This window comes from Neoluteolibacter marinus (assembly GCF_014904755.1).
GTDB lineage: Bacteria > Verrucomicrobiota > Verrucomicrobiia > Verrucomicrobiales > Akkermansiaceae > Haloferula > Haloferula marina.
In genome coordinates this window covers 1-23290 of record NZ_JACZFQ010000133.1, presented here as the reverse complement: position 1 = coordinate 23290, position 23290 = coordinate 1, and the positions used below count along the sequence as shown (strand labels likewise).

The following is a 23290-nucleotide window of genomic DNA, read 5'->3' as shown; positions in this document are numbered from 1 at the left end:
GCCCGGAAATCGGGAACGACGTCCATCACTCGGCATGATCGGAAGGCAACGGAACGACGGGCTCAATCGGGGTTTTCCGACGGTCTCGTTGTGCTTCTTCATTTCGGGCCGATGATGCGCCGAAACTTGGCGTCCGCCGGAAGGTTGTCGGAGGTCAGGGACCTCAGCCACGTTCTGAAATAGGGTGAATTGCTGCGAACGAAATCAACCTCCGCAATCCGCTCCTTGGCCTCTTCTTCAGTGAATCTCTTGGCGTCGCGGGCGAACTGAGGAAAAGGCGTCATATCGGGGTCTCTTCCAGTGCTGAAGTAGACTGCCAGCACCGCAACACGTGCAGCGCGATCGCCGCTCTGCCACCAACCAAGAAGCAAACGATCAAAATCTCCAAGGCATGCAGCCTCCACGACATGTCGCACGGCGGGCGCTCCAATCGACCAGTTGTAGGAATACTCTCCGGAAATCGCCTCGTCGATAGTCGCTAGATCCTGCGTGAATGGGTAGTAGTCCAAGGACTTCACGTACGAATCAAAATACTCGGTCGTGAGCGCGAATTCAGGCTCCTTCTGGTTATCAACCTCAGCGAGAGCGACCAGAGGTAGAATGATTAGAGCCGTAATTAGTGATCTCATTTTTTGGCCCAACGTTAAAGCTGTGCCGGCCACGGTGACCCACCCTGCCGGCATCCCCAATCAAGACGCTCCCGATGCTGGCGCCAAGAACGCATCAAGGCCGCGGTTAGTGGTCGGCACCAGCGGCTTGTTGGCCGTTTTGTATTTTTGCCTCTTCGGCTTCGAAGAAGTCCACGGCATCCGAGTCGGATCCTCCCCGTTGAGCCACCCGCAGTATGTATGCCTGGCGCTCAGATTCTGGCTTTGGTCGGCGCGGCATGCCCCAGAAAAGCGGTCGATCGTAGAGTGCCCATGTCAGCGCCATCCTCGGCTTGATGCCGGTCGCTGCCTCGTGCCCGATGATGTATAGGGAGCTGTGAACGCCCTCTGGATAGAATGCTGGTCCATCGCGATCACCAATCTGCCAGTATCCAGCGACGAACGGTGCTACCAGAAAGAGCAGCCCTACACCTGCTCCGAGCCAGATATTCCGCAATGCCCTTCGGCTCTTCATTTTGGGCCAACGTCAAAGTGATGCCGCGGTCTCAGCGGCTCGATAATCAAAGCAACTCCAATCCCGTATGGAAATCCAAAATCCAACAAAGCGGCTTATCGGCGTCGGCATGCACGACTTGATAGGCCTCTTCATTCGTTGGTTGGGGAGGAGAGTTCAACTCGGTGGCCATCGGGATCCAGGGCAACGGCCCGCCTGCCCCAAGGCGAATTAGCAGGTGCTGTCTCGATCACAAATCCTGCGCCTCGCAATTGTTCGGCGGCATCATCACAGGAGTCGACCGCGAATCCAATACGCGCCGAGCTACTGTCAGGATACCTAGGCGAAGCAGGATAGAGCTCGAATGTCCACGTCCCGTCGAAAGCCGCAAAGTGCTCTAGGCCCGAGCCATGCCTGTGCTTCTCGAAGTTAAGGCCGATGAGCCGATAAAACGCGACCGACACATCGATGTCCGCGCATCGGATTACAGTTAGGTTCGGGCGGGTGGGCATCTGTAAATTCTTTGCCTATCAGTATTAGTTTACCCCATCCGCAAACGCGGGAGCGAGTTTGCGCGGGGTCTTTCGATCACCCGAAGTAAGGCCGGAAGATTCTCAGGATCAACCCTTTTCATGTAGGAGGACGGACCGAGAAGCCCGGTTGCTTTGGTCCGATCCCCCTGATCTCCCGGATCGTTGAAACATCGGGTTTGCGCTGCTCCCGAGATCCTGGAGGAAAAGTTCGCGAGATCTTCCTCAAGAACGAAGCATCGGTTTTTTGATCGACGTTCCGATGAACAGCCTTCCATTTTGTTCAGATGACCACTAATCTTGCTTCCGGCCTCTATCCGTGGACTCGGGATCTGGAAGGATCCCGGGACGTGCAGCACCTGCAGAAGCCCGGCTTCGCGATGCTGCTGGGATGGCTGGAGAAGTTCGTGGCGAGCCACAGCCTGCAGCCCGGCCGGGAGGCGTGCCAGCGGTTCTGGCGGGAGCAGGTGCAGACAAAGGCCCGGGAGCGCTGGCAGCTCGAACAGTGGGGCGAAGCGGTGCGTTGGTATCTGCGCTGGCTGGAGCACCGCGAAGCCAGCGGTGGTGAGACCCGTTCGCTGGAGGGGCGGGTGCGGGATGCCGTGGAGCGGGCAGGCACCCGGCGTGGTCTGGCTCCACGGACGCGGGAGTGCTACGGCCGCTGGGCGGCCTCCTATGCGCGGTGGGCCGGCAGCGCGCGGGAAATGATGGCGCCGGAGCGCGCGGCGGAGTTCCTGGCATGGAAGGTGATGGAAGAGGAGGTTTCCTACGCGACGCAAAAGCTGGGGCTCAATGCGCTGGTCTTCTTCTTCAAGGCGGTCTGCGGATTGGACGAGGTGCACATTCCGGTGAAGATGCGCAAAACCTCGCGGCGGGTGCCGGTGGTGCTGGATGTCGCGGAAGTCATGCAGGTGCTGGATCGCATCGACCGGCGCTACGGCCTGATGGCGAAGATCCAGTACGGGTGCGGACTGCGCCTGATGGAGCTGGTGCGACTGCGGGTGAAGGACATCGACGAAAAGCGCGGGATCCTCACCGTTCGTGACGGCAAGGGCAACAAGGATTGTCCTCGCTTCCAACGCCGACCCGCAGTCAGTAGGGGCGCTCCTCCGCGCCCCTGGATGGGAAGGCGCTGTCGCGCCGTGGCGGTGGACGACCATGCTGCCGGAGGCCCTGCGGGGCGAGGTGGCGGAGAGGAAAGCGGATCTGCGCGAGCTTCACGAAAAGGACCGGTCGGATGGCCTGGCCGGCGTGTGGTTGCCGGGAGCCCTGCGGCGGAAGTACCCGAAGGGTGGCGAGAAGTTCGCATGGCAGTATCAGTTCCCCGCGGCAAAGCCATCGCTGGATCCGGAAAGCCAGCGGACCCGGCGGCATCATGTCGGTGAAGACGCCTATGCCAGGGCGGTGCGGCGCGCCGTGGACGATGCCTTGATCGACAAGCAGGTGACGACCCACGCGCTGCGGCACAGCTTTGCCACCCACCTGTTGGAGGGCGGGACGGATATCCGCACCATCCAGGAACTCCTCGGCCACGCCGATGTCAGCACCACCCAGATCTATACCCATGTGGCAACGGGCGTCGGGGCGATGGGCGTGCAAAGTCCGCTCGACCGGATCAAGACCCTGACGCTCGGATCTGGTCCAGGAGCCTCAACCACTTCGCGATCGAATTCGCCGACCGCCTCGGTGCCCCCCCCTGACCGCCATCCCCTGAGCAACTTCCACCAAAATCCTTCCCCCCTCTCAATTCCCCCCGTGAAAAACCCCTTTCACGGCGTTCCTTTGTAAAGTTGCTTCGTCACAATCCATTTTTACGGCGTCACTTTATAAAGTTGTTCCGTCACAATCCATTTTTACGACGTCACTTTATAAAGTTGTTCCGTCACAATCCATTTTTACGACGTCACTTTATAAAGTTGCTTCGTCACAATCCATTTTCACGACGTCACTTTATAAAGTTGCTCCGTCACAATCCATTTTCACGACGTCACTTTATAAAGTTGCTCCGTCACAATCCATTTTCACGGCGTTACTTTACAAAGTTGCTCCGTCACAATCCATTTTCACGGCGTTACTTTACAAAGTTGCTCCGTCACAATCCATTTTCACGGCGTTACTTTACAAAGTTGCTCCGTCACAATCCATTTTCACGGCGTCACTTTGTAAAGTTGCTTCGTCAAAATTCATTTTCACGGCGTTACTTTGTAAAGTTACTCCATCACAATCCATTTTCACGACGTCACTTTATAAAGTTGCTCCGTCACAATCCATTTTCACGGAGCAAAAGCCAGAGTTCGGCATGGAAGGACGAGGACCTTCTCGGGTTGTCCAGATCCGAAGTGGGTCGAGGACGAGGGACGAGCAGGAGGACGAGGACTGGAATCGCAAGGTCCGCGGACGCGGGGATGGTGGGGCGGAGGGGCCGTCCGTCCAGGGTGTCGCCAATCTCGAATCGATCACAACACTCAGAACTCACCGTCAGCAACTTACAGCATCCTATGGAAATGGATAGGTTCCCAAGGAGCCGGAAATCAGGCTATGAAATGCGGGATGGCCGGACGAACGGTCGTCACCCCTAAAACCTGATTTCCATGAAGTATACCCTCGCCCTGATGGCTTCCGTGCCGCTGCTGCTGGCGTCCGCCCCGGCAGTGACCTTGTTGACCGATGATTTCACCGTTTCCTCGAACTCCCAGGATGTGAACCAGGAGTTGGCCGGGCGGCAGACCGGAACCCTGGCCACTTCGACCTACACCGGCTACGGCACCCAGCATCAGGTCGGGAACTCGACGACCGATGTCGGCCAGCCCGGCGGGGCCGCGAACAGCAACTTCCTGCTGCTGGCGTTCAACAGCTCCTTCCACAGCGACCTCAATGTCGCCACGCTGGCGGCGGGGCCGCTGACGATCGAGTTCGACATGTATCTGCGCGGCACGAATCCCGGAGGTAATCCCGATGACACCAACTGGGGGGCCTTTGCCCTGCGCGCCGCGGGTGAGGTCTGGCCGATCGCCGGCGGCGATGAGTTCGGCATGCTGGTGCGGGCGAACGGCGGCGTGCAGACCTTCCAGGGCGGCAACGGCGCGTTGCCGTCGTGGGACACGCCCGGCCTGGCGATGGCCGACCACTGGACCTTCACTTTCACCAACACGGCAGGCACCGGCTCCGCATTCGACGGCAGCGGCTCCCAGGTCACGGTGATGAACGGGGCCACCACGCTGGGAACAATCTCCCTGAACCAGCTGAACCAGAGCAACCTGGTGTTCGGCTTCCGCAACTACAACGACCGCTTCATCGGCATCGACAATCTTTCCGTTTCCACGGTCCCGGAGCCATCGGGGCTACTGCTGCTTTCCGCAGGTGCGGGTCTGCTGACGCTGCGGCGCCGGCGTGCCTGACCGCGCGAAACCGGAACTTCTCGGGGTTCCGGAGCAACGAGCTTCCGGGGGTTTAGGGTTTCCTCCGGAAGCTCGTTCTTTTTTCGAGGGGACGAAGGGCGTGCTGGAGATAGGGACCAGGATGGATGGGATGGATGGGATGACCGGTCTTGGGTCTATCTGTGGAGGGATCGCACGGTGCGACGGGCGATGAGCTGCCCCGGGCATGCTCTCGGACCGTGCCGTCACGCATCCGGGTGAACCGCTTGATGCGCATCCGCCAGTGATGGGATGGGCATGGGCGGACCGACCCTTGCGACGGAAGACCTCGGTGGTTGGCATTTCCCTTTGGAGTGCGGTGGCAGAGTCCCGCAGGGACGGCGACACCGCTTTGTGGCGCGGGCCGGGCTCGTAGCTTCAAAAGCGGCGTCGCCGGTTCCCTCTGCCGCCGCACTCCAAAGGTACCGTCAGCCGGAGACCTGGCCGACCTCTCCTTCGTCACTGAACGGATTGCCCAATACTGTTGGGTTCGCCTGCGGGGCTGGCTTTTCCCTTTGGAGTGCGGTGGCAGAGTCCCGCAGGGACGGCGACACCGCTTTGTGGCGCGGGCTGGGCGGGTGGCTTCAAAAGCGGCGTCGCCGGTTCCCTCTGCCGCCGCACTCCAAAGGTGCCGTCAGCCGGAGACCTGGCCGACCTCTCCTTCGTCACCGAACGGATTGCCCAATACTGTTGGGTGCCTCCGTGGCCGGGTTCTCCCTTTGGAGTGCGGTGGCAGAGTCCCGCAGGGACGGCGATACCGTTTTGTGGCGCGGGCTGGGCGGGTGGCTTCAAAAGCGGCGTCGTCGGTTCCCTCTGCCGCCGCACTCCAAAGGTGCCGTCAGCCGGAGACCTGGCCGACCTCTCCTTCGTCACTGAACGGATTGCCCAATACTGTTGGGTGCGCCTGCGGGGCTGGCTTTTCCCTTTGGAGTGCGGTGGCAGAGTCCCGCAGGGACGGCGACACCGCTTTGTGGCGCGGGCCGGGCTCGTAGCTTCAAAAGCGGCGTCGCCGGTTCCCTCTGCCGCCGCACTCCAAAGGTACCATCAGCCACGGACCTCAGATCACCGGAGCATGGACGGACCGGCTACGGTGCTTCGGCAGGGGAATCGCCGGCGGTGAGCGGTGCGTTGATCTTTTTCAGCTCAGCGGCGGGGATCTTCTGCACCTTGCGGTCGTAGGTCATGAGACCGTTGATCTCTTCCTCGACATCGGTGGTCTGGGTGTAGACGCCACCGGAGATGCCCTTCGCCTTGAGGCCCGCGAGGATCCCGATCGATTTCTCATAGCGCTGGCGGTACTCGTCGAGGCTCTTCGGCAGGCCACCGTAGCCCCAGTTCTCCTTCTTCGGGTCCCACAGGTGATCCGCCACCGGCCAGCCGTGACCGCCGAATTCGCCGACCACCTTGACGTAGTCCTTGAAGCGGTCGTCATCGAGCGGGAAGCCGGGATCGGGGTAGGAATGCTCGTCCGCGATGTGGCCGATGGGCCAGAAGTTACCGCCGCTGGCGATATTGATCAGGCGCGAAGGGTCGCGGTCCATCGCCCACTTGCCGACGCTCATCGTGCGGTGCTGCCCCCAGGCCTCGTTGAAAGGGGTCCACACAACGATGCTCGGGAAGTTGCCGAGGTGGGTGATCATTTCATCGAACTCGGTGAGCCACTGGCGGCGGTTCCACTCCTGCCACAGCGCGTCCTCCGGGTCGGGCTTGAGGTGGGTCCACGGCGGGCTTTCGCCACCGCTGACCTGATCCTGCCAAACCATCATGCCGATGCGGTCGCAGTGGTAGTAGTAGCGCTCCGGCTCCACCTTGATGTGCTTGCGGATCATGTTGAAGCCGGCGTCCTTGAGCCACTGGATTTCCCAACGGATGGCCTCGTCCGAGGGCGGTGCCAGCAGGCCGTCGGGCCACCAGCCCTGGTCGAGTGGCCCCCAGTGGAAGACCGGCTTGCCGTTGAGGGTGAAGCGGAAGTTCCCGTCCGCATCGCGCTCGCGGCCGACCTCGCGCAGGCCGGCATAGGAAGTGACCTCGTCGATCACCTTGCCGTCGGGATCCAGCAGCGAGACCTTGAGATCGTAGAGGTGGGGGCTGGCCGGCGACCAGAGCTTGGCGTCCGGCACGCGCAGGACCAGCTCGCCGTCGGCCGTGCCAAGCACCTCGCCCTCTGCCAACACCTCGGCGTGAAGGGTTTCGCCGACCACCACCTTGCCCTCCAGCTCCGGCCGGATGGTGATGGTGGAGGCCTTGATGTCGGTGGAAATCGCCAGCCGCTCGATGTGGCGCCGCGACACTTCCTCGGTCCAGACCGACTGCCAGATGCCCGAGTTCCGGGTGTACATGATGCCGCCCGGCTTGAGCACCTGCTTGCCCCGGAGCTGGATGCCGCCGGTCGCGTCCTCGACCCGGACCATCAGCACGTTGTCGCCGTCCCGCAGGTCGTCGGTGATGTCGAAGTGAAACGGCAGGTTGCCGCCGACGTGGGCGCCGACCTCCTGTTCATTCACCCAGACCTGGCAGCGGTAGTCGACCGCGCCGAAGTGGAGCAAGGTGCGCTTCCCGGGTGTTGGCGACAGGTTCACGGTGCGGCGATACCACAGCGCCTCGTAGGGCTGGAGCATGCGGCGGACGCCGGACAGCTTCGACTCGATGGGAAACGGAACCAGGATGGTGCCGGCCCAGGTTTCCGGCTTGATGACATCCAGCGTGGTCACGGCATAGTCCCAGGTTCCGTTGAGGTTGTTCCAATTTTCACGCTTCATCTGGGGACGCGGGTATTCCCGCCAGACATTGTCCGGAGTGACCTTTTCCCCCCACTCGGTCATCAGCTCGGAACGCACCGCACCGTCCTCGCCGAGCAGTTCGTGGAGATCCGGCACGGTATCGGAGTCGATGACATGCGCATCGACATACTGGGCTCCCCGCCCCTGGTGGCAGTGGACCGCGATCAGGTTGGAGCCCTTTTTCAGCGCATCGCGGTTCATGCCCTCCAGCGGCACCATGGAGTAGAACTCGGTGTAGCCGGCGAGGATGGCGACCCGCTGGCCGTTGAGGTACACCTCCGCCTCGTCGTCGTGGTAGATGAACAGGGCCGGCTTGGCGGGAATCTCCTTCAGGTCGAACTTCCGCCGCAGCCAGATGTCCGCGGTGGTCCACTCGGTGTGGACGGTGGCGTTCTGGGCAACGGCCCCTTCGGTGTTGCCGAAGCCGCCGGTGCCAGTCTGCCACTTGGCATCGGAGAAGGCGGGCTGCTCCCAGCCTTCGGCGGGCTCCTCGATCGTGAACTTCCACTCGGGGGCGGCGGACAGGGGTTGGCCAAGGGCCGTCACCACGGCGGCCAGGACGCCGGCGGCAAGCCGGCCGACGCTACGCGATTGGGGAGGATTCATCGGATTTCTGGAGTTTTGGGTTCAGATGTGCGGCCGGATGAGGCGATGCTCGGGCGTGCAGGACGCTCTGCGCGATCTACATCAAGCTAGACGATTCAACACGATGGTTCCCACCCTGAAATTCGCAAACGGAGACCAAATTCCGGCCCTTGGTCTCGGCACCTGGAAATCCGACCCCGGCGAGGTCGGGGCCGCGGTGAAAGAAGCGCTGCGGCTCGGCTACCGCCATTTCGACTGCGCCGCCGTCTACGGCAACGAAAAGGAAATCGGCACGGCCCTGGCCGAGGCGATCGGATCGGGCGCAGTGAAGCGCGAGGAACTCTGGATCACCTCCAAGCTCTGGAACAATGCCCACCTCAAGGACGACGTCCTGCCCGCGCTGCGCCAGACCCTCGCCGACCTGCAGCTCGACTACCTCGACCTTTACCTGATGCACTGGCCGATCGCGCAGCGGCCGGAAGTGTCGTTCCCGGAAAAGGCCGCCGACTTCCTTTCCCCCGACGAAGCGCCGCTGGCGGAAACCTGGGCCGCCTTGGAGGAAGCCGCCGACGCCGGATTGTGCCACCACATCGGCGTCTCGAATTTCAGCCCGCGCCGCCTGCAGCAGCTTCTCGACACCGCCCGGCGCGCGCCCGAGGTCAACCAGGTGGAGTCGCAACCCCTGCTCGCTCAGAACGACCTCCTCGACCTGTGCCGCAAGCACGGGGTGATCTTCACCGCCTACTCCCCGCTCGGCTCGCCCGACCGCCCGGCCCGCCTCCAGCGCGGCAACGACCCGCCGCTGATGAAGGCGCCGGTCATCGAGGCGATCGGCCGCAAGCACGGGATCACGCCCGCGCAGGTGCTGCTGGCCTGGGCGGTGTGCCGCGGCACCGTGGTCATCCCGAAGTCGGTCACCCCTGCCCGGCTCCAGGAGAACCTCGCCGCCGCCTCGGTTGAATTGAACACCGAGGACATGGCCGCCCTTTCCGCGCTCGACCAGGACCACCGCTTCCTCGACGGGGCATTCTGGGGCATGGACGGCTCTCCCTACACGATGGAATACCTCTGGGGCTGACTCTTTCCTTTGGAGTGCGGTGGCAGAGTCCCGCAGGGACGGCGACACCGCTTTGCGTCGCGGGCCGGGCAGATGGCTTCAAAAGCGGCGTCGCCGGTTCCCTCTGCCGCCGCACTCCAAAGGTACCGTCAGCCGGAGACATGGCTGGCCTCTCCTTCGTCACTGAACGGATTGTCCGCTACTGTTGTATACTTCCGGGGCTGGCTCTCCCTTTGGAGTGCGGTGGCAGAGTCCCGCAGGGACGGCGACACCGCTTTGTGGCGCGGACCGGGCTCGTAGCTTCAAAAGCGGCGTCGACGGTTCCCTCTGCCGCCGCACTCCAAAGGTGCCATCAGCCGGAGACATGGCTGCCCTCTCCTTCGTCACTGAACGGATTGCCCAATACTGTTGTGTGCCTCCAGGGCTGGCTCACCCTTTGGAGTGCGGTGGCAGAGTCCCGCAGGGACGGCGACACCGCTTTGTGGCGCGGACCGGGCTCGTAGCTTCAAAAGCGGCGTCGCCGGTCCCCTCTGCCGCCGCACTCCAAAGGTGCCATCAGCCGAGGAACAGCGGCTCGAGGAAATGGAGCACGAACACCCCGGCGAGGCCGATGGTGAACGGCTTGAGGTTCTCCCGCGAGCGCCCGCTACCCAGCCCGATCGCCACGGCGGCGATCAGCCCGATCCCCATGCCGGTGCTGATGCTGAACGTCACCGGCATCGCCAGCAGGGTAAGCACCGCCGGAGCGGCGATCTCGAAGCGGGTCAGGTCGATCTCGGTGACGCTCTCGAACATCAGGATCCCGACCACCACCAGCGCCGGGGCCACCGCCACCCCGGGGATCGCCAGGATCAGCGGCGCGAAGAACAGCGAGAGCAGGAACAAGGCCGCCACCGTGACCCCGGTCAGGCCGGTCCGCCCCCCGGCCTGCACGCCCGCGGCGCTCTCGATGTAACTGACCACCGTCGAGGTCCCGATCAGCGAGGAAAAGATCGCCGCCAGCGAGTCCGCCGTCAGTGCCCGGGACAAGTTCGGCACCCGGCCGTCGGCATCCATCAGCCCGGCCCGCTTGGTCACTCCGATCAGCGTCCCGAGATTGTCGAACATGTCCACCAGCAGCAGTGTCAGGATCACCGGCAGGGCCCGCAGCGGTTCCCGGACGACAAAGCCGAAGTCGAGTTTGAAGAACAGGGGCTCCAGCGACGCCGGCATCGCCAGCGCCGTCTCCGGCAGCCGGGTGATCCGGCCGCCCGCGCCGTCGGGCACGAAGAAGCCGGCGAGGGAGATCAGGGCGATCGCGCAGAGGATGGCGGCCGGTGTCCGCCGTGCGACCAGGATGCAGGTCACCAGGATGCCGCCGGAGAACAAGGCCACCGGCGGGCTTGTTAGATCACCCAGGCCCACCAGGGTCGCCGGATGGGCCACCACCATCCCGCCGTTCTTGAGCCCGATGAAGGCGATGAACAGCCCGATCCCGGCGCAGATCGCCGCTTTCAGCGACGCGGGGATCGCGTGCACGATCCTCTCCCGCACCCCGCTGACGAACAGCAGCAGGAAGATCACGCCGTTGATGAACACCAGCGCCAGCGCGCTTTGCCAGGGCACCCCCATCCCGAGGCACACGGCGTAGGCGAAGAACGCGTTGATCCCCATGCCCGGCGCCAGTGCCAGCGGCAGGTTGGCGAGGAAGGCCATCAACAAGGTCGCCACCGCCGCCCCCAGGGCCGTCGCCGTCACCAGGGCCGCCCGCGGCATTCCCGCGTCCGCGAGGATCGCCGGATTCACCACCAGGATGTAGGCCATCGCGGCGAAGGTCGTCAGGCCCGCCACCACCTCCCGGCCCGGCGTGCTGCCCTGTTGGCGGACCTTGAACCATCGCTCGATCATACGCGGCATTCTATCAGCACGGGCCGCGCCGCACGATGAGGAAGATCAAGGCCTCACCGCGCCTCCGCGGCAAAGGCCAGTTGCCAGACGACCGAGGCGATCGCCCAGAGCACCAAGCCGGCCACCAGCACCAGCCCGGCCAGGTTGATCCGCGCCAGCAACGTCCGCCGTTTGAACCTGGCCCCGCACTCCTCGCACTCCAGCTGGTGGGGGGTCTGCCCTTGGTGAAAGATCGCGATCGGGAACCCCAGGATCCACACGCAACCGGCGGGATAGACCGGGAACTTCCGGCCGTGGTCCATCAACTTGGTCGAACGGCATGCGGGGCACTCCAAAGACATGGCGGCTGATCTGTTAGATAAAGTGGATCGCGGGATCAACCCGCCGGTGAGTGCCCGGCATCCAAGCAGCTTCCCACCGGATCCCGCCAGCAGGAATGTCATCCGGCACCTCAACGGGACATCCCCCTGCCCGCCCGGGCCGCCCCCCATTGCCTCTCCGGATCGATCCGCAGCTCGGCGGGATAGTCGCAGGTGCTCGCCTTGAAGAGCCCGTCTCCGGCCGTGTCGACGGCGTAGCCGTTCTCGCGCAGCGCCTTGGCCAGGGCACGCTGCAGGCGGGGTTCGTCCTCGATGACCAGCAACCTCATCCTTGTGGGGGCACGCACGGTGCCGGGAACCAGCCTAGCAGGTTGCAGACTAAGGGAACATGAAAGCGTTGCGGGAAGTTTTTCGCGGGGATTCTCCACCCTTAACCGTCGCTTAGTCGACCCCGCGCCAGGGTGCAGCCATCGATCCGAAACCGATGACAGCCAGCGATCCAACCGCAAATCCCTGCCTGATCCGGACGGACGATCACAAGCTTTGCGGCGGGAGGACCGCCACACGTGGATCCGGAGGTCCGCCTGGCCGGGTACGAGTTCACCCCGGCGGAGGAGCAGGCGGACCTCCCCGCCACGATGAAATTTCCCATGGGCACAGGAGGCCCGCCTGGTCGGGGCAAGTGCATCCCGACGGAGGAGCAGGCGGGCCCCACACCATCACCGCAACCTGAACCCGACCGGCCGCCCGGCCCAAACCCACCACCATGAAACCCCGGCCGTTCCACATTCCCGTCAGCCGCCGCCGCTTCTTCAAGAGCATGGCCGCGGCGTCCGCCGGTTTCACCTTGCCCGGCTACCTCGCCGAGGTGCTCACGACCTCACCGATCGTCACCCAGGGGCCCTACTATCCGCTGGCCGACGACATCCCGCTCGACAAGGACAACGACCTCGTCCAGCTCGGCGACAACCTCAACATTGCCACCGGCGTGGTCAGCTACATCACCGGCCGGGTGCTCGATGCCTCCGGCAACCCGGTGAAAAACGCCCTGGTCGAGTGCTGGCACGCCGACCACGAGGGCGACTACCTCTACTCGACCGGCACCGGCCGGAATCCGGCCTGTGACGCCAATTTCGCCGGTTTCGGCCAGTTTCTCACCGGATCCAGCGGCTACTTCCGCTTCCGCACCATCAAGGCAGGGCTCTACACCGGCCGCACCCGCCACTATCACTGGGGGGTCACCCTGCCCGGCCGCAGCACCCGCTCCTGCACCCAGACGGGGTGGAACGAGGTCGCCTACTCGAACACCGGGGCCCAGTGGGCGACCCAGAACTCGAACGACAACGTCTTCGCCTCCCTCACCGCGGCGCAGAAGGCCGCCATCCTGCTCGACTTCCTGCCGGTGGAAGGAACCACCACCGGCGAGGTCTACACCCAGTGGGACTTCGTCAGCGGCTACACCCCGGTGGAACCGACCTATCCCGCCCCCGGTGGCTTCCTGGCCAGCGGTGAACTCGTCGCCGGCCCCGGCAGCAGCCCGCGCTACAAGTTGACGTTCCGCGCCTACCCGAACTACTGCTACGAGGTCTACAGTAACCCGACGCTCGCGGACCTCGAATGGGCGGCGCTGCCGTTCTCGCTCACCCGGACCGGAGCCATCGACCGCCACAAGCACGTCGCCACCGCCGAGGGCCCGCTCACGATTTATGTCGAGGCACCGGCGATCAAAGGCTTCTACAAGGTTTCCTTCCGCGTCCCGGGTGCCAATACCGGGACCCCCTGAGCCGTCGTGGAGGGAAGCGCGGGATGCCCCACTTCGGGGTTGGAGGGGCCGAAACATTCCCGGTAGCTTCGCCGTAAGTGGACGCCTCGTGAAGTCCACCAACCCGAACCCACCATCCATGAAACGCCTCCGACCCCTTGCCCTGCTCTCGCTCGCCCTGGCCGCGACCGCTCACGCTGAACCGATCCCGGAAAACCTCCGCCAGGAAGGATGGTTCATCGGCGCCCAGGCCTACACCTTCAAGGAATTCACCGCCTTCGAGGCGATCGCCAAGACCAAGGAAGCCGGCGGTAACATGATCGAGTTCTTCCCCGGCCAGACGATGAAACCCGGCTCGGACGTCAAGGTTCATCACAACATGCCGGAGGACGCCATGAAGGAGCTGCTGGCCGAGTGTAAACGGCAGGGCGTTCACGCGGTCAACTACGGCGTCGTCGGCGCCGGCAATCCCGAGGAGGTGAAGGCGATCATGAGCTTCGCCAAGAAGATGGGCCTTTACGCCGTCTGCACCGAATCCACCGAACAGATCGTCGCCTGGGAAGCCGCCGCCAAGGAAACCGACGTCAAGGTCGCCTTCCACGAGCACGGCGGCTCGATGAGCAACCCGAACTACAAGGTCTGGAATCCCCTCTACATCCGCGGCGTCGTCGAAAGCCGTGACCATCGCGTCGGTGCCTGTGCCGACCTCGGTCACTGGTGCACCTCGAACCTCGTCCCGGTCGAGTGCCTGCGCATCCTCAACGGCCGCATTGTCAGCGTTCATCTCAAGGACAAGGAGAAGAACGGCAATGCGCCGGTCGTCGTTGCCGGCAAGGGCGTCGTCGATGTCGCCGCCTGCCTGGAAGAACTCAAGAAGCAGAAGTTCGACGGCCACATCTCCATCGAGCACGAAAACGACTGGCACGACAGCGTGCCGAAGGTGAAGGCCAACATCGACTTCGTGAAGTCGCACCCGAAATAAGTTCACCGGATTCCCCGCCGCCTCGCCGGGCACCGGTCCGGCCGGGCGGCTCAGTCGATTTTCAACTTCCCGTTCCAAGGCTCCCCGCCATGAGACGTCAGTTCGCGGCCAAAGCGGCGGATCGACTCCCAAAGTCCGCGGAACTCGCGGTATTCCGGGGTATCCCCGCGCAGCACCTCTTCCCGGCGGGCACCGTCCAGGCTGGTAATGCCGTGGCTCGTCGCCACCAGCTTCGGGTTCGCCTCGAAGCACTCGTGCCACGACGAGAGTTCGGCGCTCTTTCTCCCCTGCCTCACGACGATCGAGTGGTAGCTCGCGTCCGGTCCCAAGTGGTTGAGGAAGTCCGCGTCTTTCTTGAACAATCCTTTCTTCTCCATCGAGGCGAGGAAATCCCGGATCTGGTCCGGTCCGCGATGGGCAACCTGATACGGCGGCCCTCCTTCCCCCGCATTCCCGGACCAAATGACCGTGCCGTCCGGCCACGCGACCAATAGGACTCCAGATTTGAACGGCAGGTGTTGCTCGAGGGTGATCGCGATGGCAGGTGCGCCCTCGGGCATCTCGGCCCCGCGGACCGTGGCCGTGGAAAAAACCAGGGCAAGCAGGAGCGTTCTCATTCCGTGGGTTTGTTAGAGTCGCATCAGCCCACCGGCACCCCGCGGTTGCCGCGCCGCAGGACGGCACGGAGCCAGCCCCGCACCGCCGCAAATCCGCGGGCCAAGGCGTGATCGCGGATCCCGTGGAATTTCAAATGCCGGACCAGATGTTCTTCATGGCCACGGTAACGGGGCAGGAACAACAGGACGCCCACGGTCTCCGTCTGGCCGTCCGCCTGCCACACCAACGAAGGTGAAAGCAGGCCGCGCTCGACCTTCCTGAGTCCCTCCGGCAAGGGAATCGTCCGCTCGTCGAGAAGGCAGGCGCGGCGGTAGCGGAAGACCGCGGTGCCATCGTCCGCCAGCACCACCCGCCCGCCGGTCCGGGAGGGCAAACCCGCCACCCGGCCCAGGGTGAATGCATGGGCGCGCTCCACGGACACGCCCTTCTTGCCGATCCATGGAAACAGGATGTCCGCGGCGAAACGGCTGCCGAAGATCATCAGCCGCATCGCCGCCGGTGCCAGCCAGGCGGCCACCGCGATGATGACCACGCACAGGATCGCCGCCAGCCACGGCGCGATGAAATAGACCAGCCCCAGCGAAGCCAGCAACGCCGCCCGCGCCAGCTTCAACAGGCTGTCCACGGTGGAGAACGGCGAAAGGATGATCAGCACGTTGATCGCGTGGCTGCACAGCCAGACCACCAGGAAGGCGACCACCGCGACTGGCACCATCACCCAGGCGATGTCGATCCCCGCGAACGAGGCAGCGACCAGCGACGCATCCGGGACCGGGATCGCCGCGGGGTGTTCCGCCCGGAAGTGCACCGCCATCTGGTTCGCCACCAGCGGCACGAAGGCCGCGCTCGCCACCGCCGCGCTCAGCTTGTTCTCGAAGAGCTCCACCATGTCGAAGGGCTTCTTCAAGATCCCGGGCGTCGCGGCACCGAAGGTGTCCTTCAGGAAGCATAGCCCCAGCAGCGCGAAGCCCGTCCCCCACGCCCACGGCTGGGCATACCATGGCAGTCCGGCCCGAGCCTCCGCCGGGCATTTCCAATAGTGCCACGCGCCGACCGTACTGACGCCGAGCAAGGGCGAGATCGCCACCCCGGTGATTTCGGTGATGCCCTGACTGAGGGCCACCCCGGGCAGATAGGTCTCTGCCTGGGGGGCCATTGCATCATCCTCCGCCGTCGCGAAGCCCCCTGCCGCGAGCAGGAATCCGAGAACCAAGGCCTTGATCATCCCCGCACCCGTATCACAGCGCCCGGCCTGCGTCCACCTTGCCGGAAGATCGCATCACTTGGGCGGCAGCGGCCCGCTGACGAAGCGCTGGTTCTGGCGCAGGAACACGACGGGAGGCATCTCGGCCAGCGAGCGGTTCGAGAACTCGACGGCCCGCTTGCGGTCGCCTCGGGCGAAATGAAGCTCCGCCATCGTATCGAGATAGGCCGCCTGCCGCGGCGCGTTCACCAGCGCCTCCTTCAGATACGCCTCGGCCTCATCGAGCCGGCGGTTGGCCCGCGATGCCAGCCAGGCCGCGGAGTTCCGGGTGTTATCGCAAGCGGGGAAGCGCTCGATCTCCTTGACCAGCTTGCGCCAGTGGAACTCGAAGGCCTGGTCGTGGAGCTTCACCAGGCCCTTCTCGCGCATCAGCGGGAAGAAATAATCCGCCAGGACGTTCTCGGACCACGGCATCGTCGAGCATCGTTCGATGACCTTCAGGGACCGGTCGCGGTCGGTGTCCAGCTTGGAGAATGCCCGGACCAGATTGGCCTCCACGCGGGACTTGATCGCGTCATCCACCCGGTAGGTCACCGGAATCCGGTACGGATCATCGGCCGAAAGCGCCTGGAGGAAGGCATGGGCTTCGATCAGCGGCGCCGCGAGCTTCCAGTCGCTCTTCCACATCGCCCCTTCGTAGATCTTGTCGACGACATCGTAAAAGACCGGCAGCTCGCGGGAGCACTCCGCCGCCGCACGGTTCCACCAGATCCAGGCCCGATCGAAATCCCCCGCCTTGGCGAAAACGTCGCCGCATTCATCGAGGGTCGAGGTCTCCCCCAGCGCGAGCAGGCTCGCTGCCTTCTCGTGTTCGTCCGCGGCTTCGATACTGCCGGACTTGCGGAGGGCCGCGGCGGCCACGGCATGGAAAATCGGCTCGGAAGGATAACGTTCCACCACCTGCAACCACGCGACCGCCGAATCGGCCCAGCGACCCACCGCGGCGAGTTCATTGCCGGTAAAGCCCTTCGGCCAGGGGTCCTCGCGGTTCTGCGCCGCCAGATCGGCTTCGATCGCTTCCACCCCCCGCAGGAAATTCTCCGCATCGTTGACCGCCCGGCTCAGGTCCGTGAACAGGTCGGTTAAGCGCGCCTTCTCGACGCCGTCGGCCGTCTCGATTTCCGCCCAGGCCTTCTTGAGGAACTTGCCTCGCTCGTCGTTGGGATCCGGCAGGAACCCGGACGAGGCCGACATGTTCGGCCGGAAAGGAAGGATCTGGCACAAGCGCTCGAGCCGCTGCGGGCGGTCCAACTCCGGTTCAAGCTTGCCGAGCCAATCCCACAGTTGGTCGGGGCTTTCCATCCGGTCGAAGAGATTCTTCACCGCATGCAGCCACCGCAATTCATCATCCCCGGCGTAGGCGGCCACCGCCTTGACCACCGGCAGGGCGGTCGGGGTGGCGATCCCGTCGACACCGCCGTTGAACAAGCGCGCGCAGACCCGGATGAAACTCTCCTGATCCTTCCCCGCGAGTTCCACCAAAGGGGGGGTGAACGCTGCGTCGAGTTCCTGCACCAGTCCGTGGCGTTCCAGGAAATAACCCATCAACGAAAGCTGTGGGATCTCGTCGTCCTCCCGGTCGGGCTCGTCGATCAGGACGCGGAACCGCTTCATCGCCCAGCCGGTGTAGTCGGGCTTTTCCGGATCCAGATCGAACACCGCGAGTGCCTCCTCAATCCGTTCCGTTTCCTCGAAGTAGAAGAAGGCCGCTTTCGGATCGAGGTCCACCAGCAGCTTTTCCGCCTCCTCGTTCTCCCCGGCCAGGAACATCAGCCGCAGGTCCTTGCCCTTCTCGTCCTCATTGCCGCCGCGGACGAAGCGTCTCAGTTGGAGCAGCTTTTCCGCCTTCACCGGCCGACCTTCCCAGGTATCGATCGCGATCTCACGGTAGGTGGCCAGCCCCAAGGCCGGGATCGATTGTCCGCCCGGCTGGGCCAAGGTCATCCACGGCACCGGATCCCCGGCCAGCAACTGCAAGCGGGCCGCCGCCATCGAGAGTCCTGCCTCCTCGGCCGCAACTGCCGCCTCGTCGAGCCGGCCCGCCGTGGCGAGCAGGGCATAGCGCCACGCGGGATCGTCTTTGTCGGCCCGTTCCAGTTCGCGGTCCAGGTTCCCGGTCGCCCGGTGGAGCGATGCCATCGCCATCAGCTCGCGTGGTTCCCGCGGCGCCAGTTCCAAATAAGAAAAGGCACCCCGGATGTCGGGCGGGTTGCTGGAAAGCGCCTCTCGCGCGGCCTCGATCGCCACGCCGCGGGTGGCGATTTCCAGCATCTTCCGAGACGCCTGGTCTTCCTCGAGCGCGAACAGCTTGAGGATCTGACGCCATGCCCGCTGGGCCTTCATTTCGCGGATCACCACGCGGCGTTCGTCGATGCCGCCGCGGTCGTAGCGCATAACCAGTTCGACCAGGCGCGGCGAGCTGTCGGGCAGGATGCCCAGCTCGATCTTCCGTAGCAGCCCGCGCGCCCGCAGCGCCGCCTCCGGGTCGTCGCCATCGGACACGCGCCTGAGTTCGGCCACCGCCGCGTCGCCGATTTTCCAAAGATCGCGGGTGGCTTTCTCCCGCTCCACGAACGACTCGTCGCCGAGGGCCCGGACCGTTGCCGCGATGTCGTCCTTGGTCGATGCCGGAGGGTTCGGGGCCGCAGCCACACTCGCCACTGCCATCAGGGCGCACAGGGTTGGTCTCGCGAGGTCCAGCTTCATCGGTTCGTAGAGTCCGATCTTTCAACGGGAAATCAACCCTGATCCTTGCGACCGGCCAGCACTTCGTCGACCCACCGGGGCACCAGCTCACCGGCCCGGCCCCGCCGGCTCTCGGTGAAGAGGCTGCTGCCGTCGCTCTCGTCCAGGTTGATCTCGAGGCCGGGCACTCCGGCCTCGCGCGCCCACGAAACGAAGGCCGCGGCCGGATAAACACGACCCGAGGTGCCGATCGACACGAACAGATCCGCCCGCGAGATCGCCGCCGCCGTTTCGTCCAGCCCGAAGGGCATCTCCCCGAACCACACGACATGCGGCCGCAGGCAGTCGATTTCCCCGCACGCCGGACAGACCGAGGCACGGCTCAAGTCCTCCCGCCACGGAACCACCGCTCCGCAGGATTGGCAGCGCGCCTTCAAGAGCTCGCCGTGCATGTGCAGGACCTCGCCGGAACCCGCCCGCTCGTGGAGGTCGTCGATGTTCTGGGTGACCAGGAAAAGCTCCACGCCGGGAGCCGCGGCCAATTTCGCCAGCGCCCGGTGGGCGTCATTCGGCTCGACCGCTCCTCCGGTCAGCTTCGCCCGGCGCCCGTTGTAGAACGCGTGGACTTGCTGCGGATCGCGCGCGAATCCCTCCGGCGTCGCCACATCCTCGACCCGGTGCCCTTCCCATAGCCCGTCGCTTCCGCGGAACACCGGCACCCCGGACTCCGCCGAGATGCCTGCCCCGGTCAACACCACGATTCTCATTCCCGCAGGAAAGCATCCCCTCCAGTCCGGGCAAGCTTTGGCCCAACTTCCGGGGTCACTTACCGATGCAGAACTGGCTGAAGATCGCGCCAAGCACTTCCTCGGTGTCGACCTTTCCCGCGATCTCCCCGAGGGCATCGAGTGCCGTCCGGAGCTCCAGCGCGGCGAGTTCCGGCGCTGCGCCCTGCGACAGCAATTGATCCGCAGCCTCCAAGGCAGCGTCCGAACGGCGCAGGCAATCGCGGTGCCGGGTGTTGATCGCCACCGAATGCTCGCCCCAGTCGGCTTCGCCGAGATCAAGCGCCTCACGGATCGCCAGGCGAAGATCCTCCAAGCCTTCTCCCGAGGTGCAGGACAAACGCACGCCCGCGGAGCCCGCCCAATCGGCATGCTCGCCGAGGTCGGACTTGTTGAGGACGGTGACCGTCCGCCGCGCGTTCTGCGGCAGTTCCACCGTGCTCTGCGGTTCCGGCAGCGTCGCGTCACGGACCACCAAGAGAAGGTCCGCGCGCTCCGCCTCTTTCATGGTCCGGCGGATGCCTTCGCGCTCGATGCCACCCGCCTCATCCCTGAGACCGGCGGTGTCGACCAGCCGCAGCGGGACCCCGTCGAGAATCACCATCTCCTCGATCGTGTCCCGCGTGGTGCCCGCCTCGTCGCTGACGATCGCCCGTTCGCTGCCGAGCAGCAGGTTGAGCAAACTCGACTTGCCGGCATTCGGCCGGCCGCAGATGACCGTGCGAACGCCCTCGCGGAGGATCCGCCCTTGCTCCGCGGTGGACAGGAGCCGGGCAATCCCCTCGCGGACGCCGGTGATGCGTGCGGTGAAAAGATCACCGGTATCGGGATCGATGTCTTCTTCCGGAAAGTCGATCCACGCCTCGAGGTGCGCCACCAGCCCGATCAAATCCTCGCGCAGTTGGTTGGTCTGGCGGCCGATGCCCCCCTCCAGCTGTTCGTGGGCCGCGCGCAGGGCCAGGTCGCTCTGCGCGGAGATCAGGTCCATCACCGCCTCGGCCTGGGTCAGGTCGAGCTTGCCGTGCAGGAATGCCCGCTGCGTGAACTCACCGGCTTCCGCCGGCCGCGCCCCGCATTCCAGCAAGCGCCCGAGCACCCGGCGGGTGACCAGCCGGCCCCCGTGGCAGGCGATCTCGACCACCGGCTCGCCCGTGAAACTGCGGTCGCCACGGAAGACGGTGATGAGCACGTCGTCGATGATGCGTCCGGCAGCGTCGATGACCTTGGCCCGGGTCGCCCGGCGCTCCGTGGCTGCGGATGCGGCAAAGCCCGTCACCACGTCGGCAACGCCTTCCGCGTTCGGTCCCGACACCCGGATCAGGGCGACGGCAGCCGTGCCTCCACCGCTGGCCAAGGCGGCGATTGTTTCGGTGTCCCGGTTCATCAGTTGCCCGGAGCCTTCGGTGCCGGCGCGACGGACTGACCGCCGATCCCGAGGAATTCCCAGCAGATGAACCTCTTCATCTGCAAGCTCGGTGCAGCCTCATTCGTCCACTCGAGCTCCAGCGTCGCCGTGCGGGTCTTGGGACGGGCATTCTTCACGCCGCGCCAATTGAGGATCGACAGGGCACGACCCATCTCCGAATCGATCGGCACGGCGATCCGTACGGTGTCGGTCTTGTGGGCGGGATCGGCCATGCGATAAGTCTTGGTCCCGGGGATGGCGCGGCCGCTCTCCGGAACGTCCTCCACGATGAACAGGCGGAACACCCGGCTGCTCCCTGGAGCCGCCAGCTCGGTGAAGCCGCGGAACAAGCGATACTTCGTCTGCACGAAGGTGTCCCAGTCGATCCGCAGCCCGTCGGGTCCCCGCTTGAAGAAAACCTCCACCTTCACCGGATCCGACGCGTAGTTGCCGGACTTGGCCATCGAGGAAAGCAGCAAGTCGGGCTCCCGGACTCCATATTGGACGTCGAGCGGGGCCAGTGGCCGGAAGAACTCGCCCATCTCGAAGTGTGGGGGACGATCGTAGCGCATCCGGAAGATGCCGCGTTTCATGTCCTCATCCGGCAACTGCAACGCCGAAAATCCGCTGATCGGCGTATCCGAATCGTTGATTTTGTTGCTGCCGTAGAACTTGTCCATCTCGGCCAGCTTGGCGGCGCCATCGATCGAAAACGCCGCCTTCCCTGCCGCGGTCTCCGCCGCGAGGAAATCGGTAAGCACCTGTTTGGCATCGTCCCGCCATCCGGATTGGAGATACTTGCGCTCTTTCACTTTGGCCTCCTCCGAAGCGACCAGGACCGGCGCCTTCACGGGCGCGGTGCGTCCCATCCGCGAGGCCATGAACACCACGGTGCCACCGGCAGACAGGATCAATCCGAGCAAGCAGAACAGCGGGATCAGCACATGCTTCCGGCTCGCCCGCCGGGGCTTCGATGGCTTGGACCGCTTCGGCTTGTCCGGCTTCCCCGAATCCTTGGACGGGGACTTTTCAGCCGCGGTCTGCCCGTCGCCATCGCCCTCTGCCTCTGCCTTGGCCTCGCCGGGTTCTGCTGGAGATTTGACGGGGGCAGGTTTTGGCGCCGCCAACATCGGCTCCGGAACCGGCTGGGCAACTTGGCCCGGATGCACGATCTGGATCACGGGAGTAAGCCCCTTGTGGGCTTCACGGTGCTGGGCGAAGGCTTTCTCCCGGGCTTCGGCCCGCTTGCGCTCCTTTTCGAGCTCCTGCTCGTGCGCGGCGGCGGCTTCCTGGGCCATCGTCCGCTGCTTGGCCAGGGCCGCTTCCTTCGCGGCCATCAAGGACCGCTCCTCGGCGAGTGCTTTCTGTTGTTCAAGTTCGCGCTGGTGGGCAAGCACCCGCTCCCGCGCGAGCGCCTGCTCCCGTTCCTTGGCAAGTTTCTCTGCCTGCGCCTTTTGTTCGGAAAGGGCCTTCTCCTGGGCACGGGCGCTTTCCAGAGCGCGCTCCTTCTCTTCCGCGGCTGCTTTTTCTTCGGCGAGAGCTTTCTCCAAGGCCGCGCGCTCCCGGGCAACCTCCTCCTGAGCCTTGGCCTTTTCCTCGACGAGCGCTTCCTCCAGTGCCCGCGCCTTTGCTTCGGCCAACGCACGTTCCTGGGCGATGGCCCGCTCGGCGGCGGCCTTCTCCTCGTCGGCCATCTGCTTTGCCAACGCGCGCTGCTCCGCGAGCGTCTTCTCGAGTTCCGCCTTTTCCTCGGCAAACTTGGCCTCCGCCCACGCCCGCTGTTCCGCGATCGCTTTCTCCATGGCGGCCTTTTCCTCGGCCAAGCGTCGCTCGGCCATCGCCCGCTGCTCCGCCAGGGCTTTTTCATGGGCGACTCTCTCCGCCTCGGCTTTCTCGGCAGCAGCTTTCTCCGCGGCAGCTTTCTCGGCAGCGGCTTTCTCCACGGCAGCTTTCTCCACGGCAGCTTTCTCCACGGCAGCTTTCTCCGCGGCAGCTTTCTCCGCGGCAGCCTTCTCAGCGGCTGCTTTCTCGGCAGCGGCTTTCTCGGCAGCGGCTTTCTCGGCAGCGGCTTTCTCGGCAGCGGCTTTCTCGGCAGCGGCTTTCTCGGCAGCGG

The 23290-nt window shown here is 64.6% G+C and carries 19 protein-coding genes; 7 read left to right on the top strand and 12 right to left on the bottom strand.

What is annotated here, in order from left to right:
• Positions 1 to 98: 98 nt before the first annotated feature.
• Positions 99 to 629, bottom strand: coding sequence for a hypothetical protein (locus IG178_RS24100; protein WP_226895732.1), 531 nt, complete (start codon positions 627 to 629; stop codon positions 99 to 101).
• 624 nt (positions 630 to 1253) lie between these two features.
• Positions 1254 to 1613 carry a VOC family protein gene (locus tag IG178_RS26280; RefSeq protein ID WP_193215155.1) on the bottom strand — a complete coding sequence of 120 codons (360 nt, stop codon included), beginning with the start codon at positions 1611 to 1613 and terminating at the stop codon, positions 1254 to 1256.
• A 368-nt stretch (positions 1614 to 1981) separates the two neighbouring features.
• On the opposite strand from IG178_RS26280, the gene IG178_RS24090 reads away from it, so the two are divergent.
• The 3 genes from IG178_RS24090 to IG178_RS24080 all read left to right on the top strand — a co-directional run bounded on the left by IG178_RS24090 (position 1982) and on the right by IG178_RS24080 (position 5029).
• Positions 1982 to 3016, top strand: a complete 1035-nt coding sequence (locus IG178_RS24090; RefSeq protein ID WP_193215154.1) for a phage integrase N-terminal SAM-like domain-containing protein — start codon at positions 1982 to 1984, stop codon at positions 3014 to 3016.
• A 31-nt stretch (positions 3017 to 3047) separates the two neighbouring features.
• Positions 3048 to 3419 (top strand): tyrosine-type recombinase/integrase, encoded by a 372-nt coding sequence (locus IG178_RS26275; protein WP_193215157.1) that lies wholly within the window; start codon positions 3048 to 3050, stop codon positions 3417 to 3419.
• 803 nt (positions 3420 to 4222) lie between these two features.
• A complete protein-coding gene (locus tag IG178_RS24080) occupies positions 4223 to 5029 on the top strand; it encodes a PEP-CTERM sorting domain-containing protein (RefSeq protein ID WP_193215153.1) in 807 nt (268 codons plus the stop codon).
• Positions 5030 to 6132: 1103 nt separating this feature from the next.
• Here IG178_RS24080 and IG178_RS24075 read toward each other — a convergent pair.
• On the bottom strand, positions 6133 to 8433 hold the full coding sequence (locus IG178_RS24075; protein ID WP_193215152.1) for a glycoside hydrolase family 2 protein: 2301 nt from the start codon (positions 8431 to 8433) through the stop codon (positions 6133 to 6135).
• Between the two features lie 103 nt (positions 8434 to 8536).
• Between IG178_RS24075 and IG178_RS24070 the strand changes: the two genes are divergently transcribed.
• Positions 8537 to 9490, top strand: coding sequence for an aldo/keto reductase (locus tag IG178_RS24070; RefSeq protein WP_193215151.1), 954 nt, complete (start codon positions 8537 to 8539; stop codon positions 9488 to 9490).
• Positions 9491 to 10024: 534 nt separating this feature from the next.
• On the opposite strand, the gene IG178_RS24065 is transcribed toward IG178_RS24070, so the two are convergent.
• The 3 genes from IG178_RS24065 to IG178_RS26415 all read right to left on the bottom strand — a co-directional run bounded on the left by IG178_RS24065 (position 10025) and on the right by IG178_RS26415 (position 12023).
• Positions 10025 to 11356: an NCS2 family permease gene (locus IG178_RS24065; protein WP_193215150.1), complete on the bottom strand. Its 1332-nt coding sequence runs from the start codon at positions 11354 to 11356 to the stop codon at positions 10025 to 10027.
• Positions 11357 to 11409: 53 nt separating this feature from the next.
• Positions 11410 to 11697, bottom strand: coding sequence for a hypothetical protein (locus IG178_RS24060; RefSeq protein ID WP_193215149.1), 288 nt, complete (start codon positions 11695 to 11697; stop codon positions 11410 to 11412).
• 110 nt (positions 11698 to 11807) lie between these two features.
• A complete protein-coding gene (locus IG178_RS26415) occupies positions 11808 to 12023 on the bottom strand; it encodes a response regulator (RefSeq protein WP_226895731.1) in 216 nt (71 codons plus the stop codon).
• 419 nt (positions 12024 to 12442) lie between these two features.
• Here IG178_RS26415 and IG178_RS24050 point away from each other — a divergent pair, with 419 nt between their 5' ends.
• Together IG178_RS24050 and IG178_RS24045 are read left to right on the top strand one after the other, a co-directional pair.
• On the top strand, positions 12443 to 13459 hold the full coding sequence (locus tag IG178_RS24050) for a dioxygenase family protein (protein ID WP_193215148.1): 1017 nt from the start codon (positions 12443 to 12445) through the stop codon (positions 13457 to 13459).
• A 118-nt stretch (positions 13460 to 13577) separates the two neighbouring features.
• A complete protein-coding gene (locus IG178_RS24045) occupies positions 13578 to 14420 on the top strand; it encodes a sugar phosphate isomerase/epimerase family protein (RefSeq protein ID WP_193215147.1) in 843 nt (280 codons plus the stop codon).
• A gap of 50 nt (positions 14421 to 14470) precedes the next feature.
• Here IG178_RS24045 and IG178_RS24040 read toward each other — a convergent pair whose 3' ends face one another.
• Genes IG178_RS24040 through IG178_RS24015 form a run of 6 tightly spaced genes read right to left on the bottom strand, consistent with a single transcriptional unit; the run spans position 14471 to position 23015 of the window.
• Entirely contained in the window at positions 14471 to 15037 is a 567-nt protein-coding gene (locus IG178_RS24040; RefSeq protein ID WP_193215146.1) for a hypothetical protein, read from the bottom strand.
• 23 nt (positions 15038 to 15060) lie between these two features.
• On the bottom strand, positions 15061 to 16263 hold the full coding sequence (locus tag IG178_RS24035; RefSeq protein WP_193215145.1) for a hypothetical protein: 1203 nt from the start codon (positions 16261 to 16263) through the stop codon (positions 15061 to 15063).
• A gap of 54 nt (positions 16264 to 16317) precedes the next feature.
• Entirely contained in the window at positions 16318 to 19008 is a 2691-nt protein-coding gene (locus IG178_RS24030; protein ID WP_193215144.1) for a hypothetical protein, read from the bottom strand.
• A 32-nt stretch (positions 19009 to 19040) separates the two neighbouring features.
• Entirely contained in the window at positions 19041 to 19754 is a 714-nt protein-coding gene (locus tag IG178_RS24025; RefSeq protein ID WP_193215143.1) for an NAD-dependent deacylase, read from the bottom strand.
• 55 nt (positions 19755 to 19809) lie between these two features.
• Entirely contained in the window at positions 19810 to 21156 is a 1347-nt protein-coding gene (gene mnmE, locus IG178_RS24020) for a tRNA uridine-5-carboxymethylaminomethyl(34) synthesis GTPase MnmE (RefSeq protein ID WP_193215142.1), read from the bottom strand.
• On the bottom strand, positions 21156 to 23015 hold the full coding sequence (locus tag IG178_RS24015) for a coiled-coil domain-containing protein (protein WP_193215141.1): 1860 nt from the start codon (positions 23013 to 23015) through the stop codon (positions 21156 to 21158). Before IG178_RS24015 ends, mnmE begins: the two co-directional genes overlap by 1 nt.
• A gap of 27 nt (positions 23016 to 23042) precedes the next feature.
• Here IG178_RS24015 and IG178_RS24010 point away from each other — a divergent pair.
• Positions 23043 to 23290, top strand: a 248-nt coding sequence (locus IG178_RS24010) for a hypothetical protein (RefSeq protein ID WP_226895730.1), incomplete at its 3' end; no start/stop codon positions are given.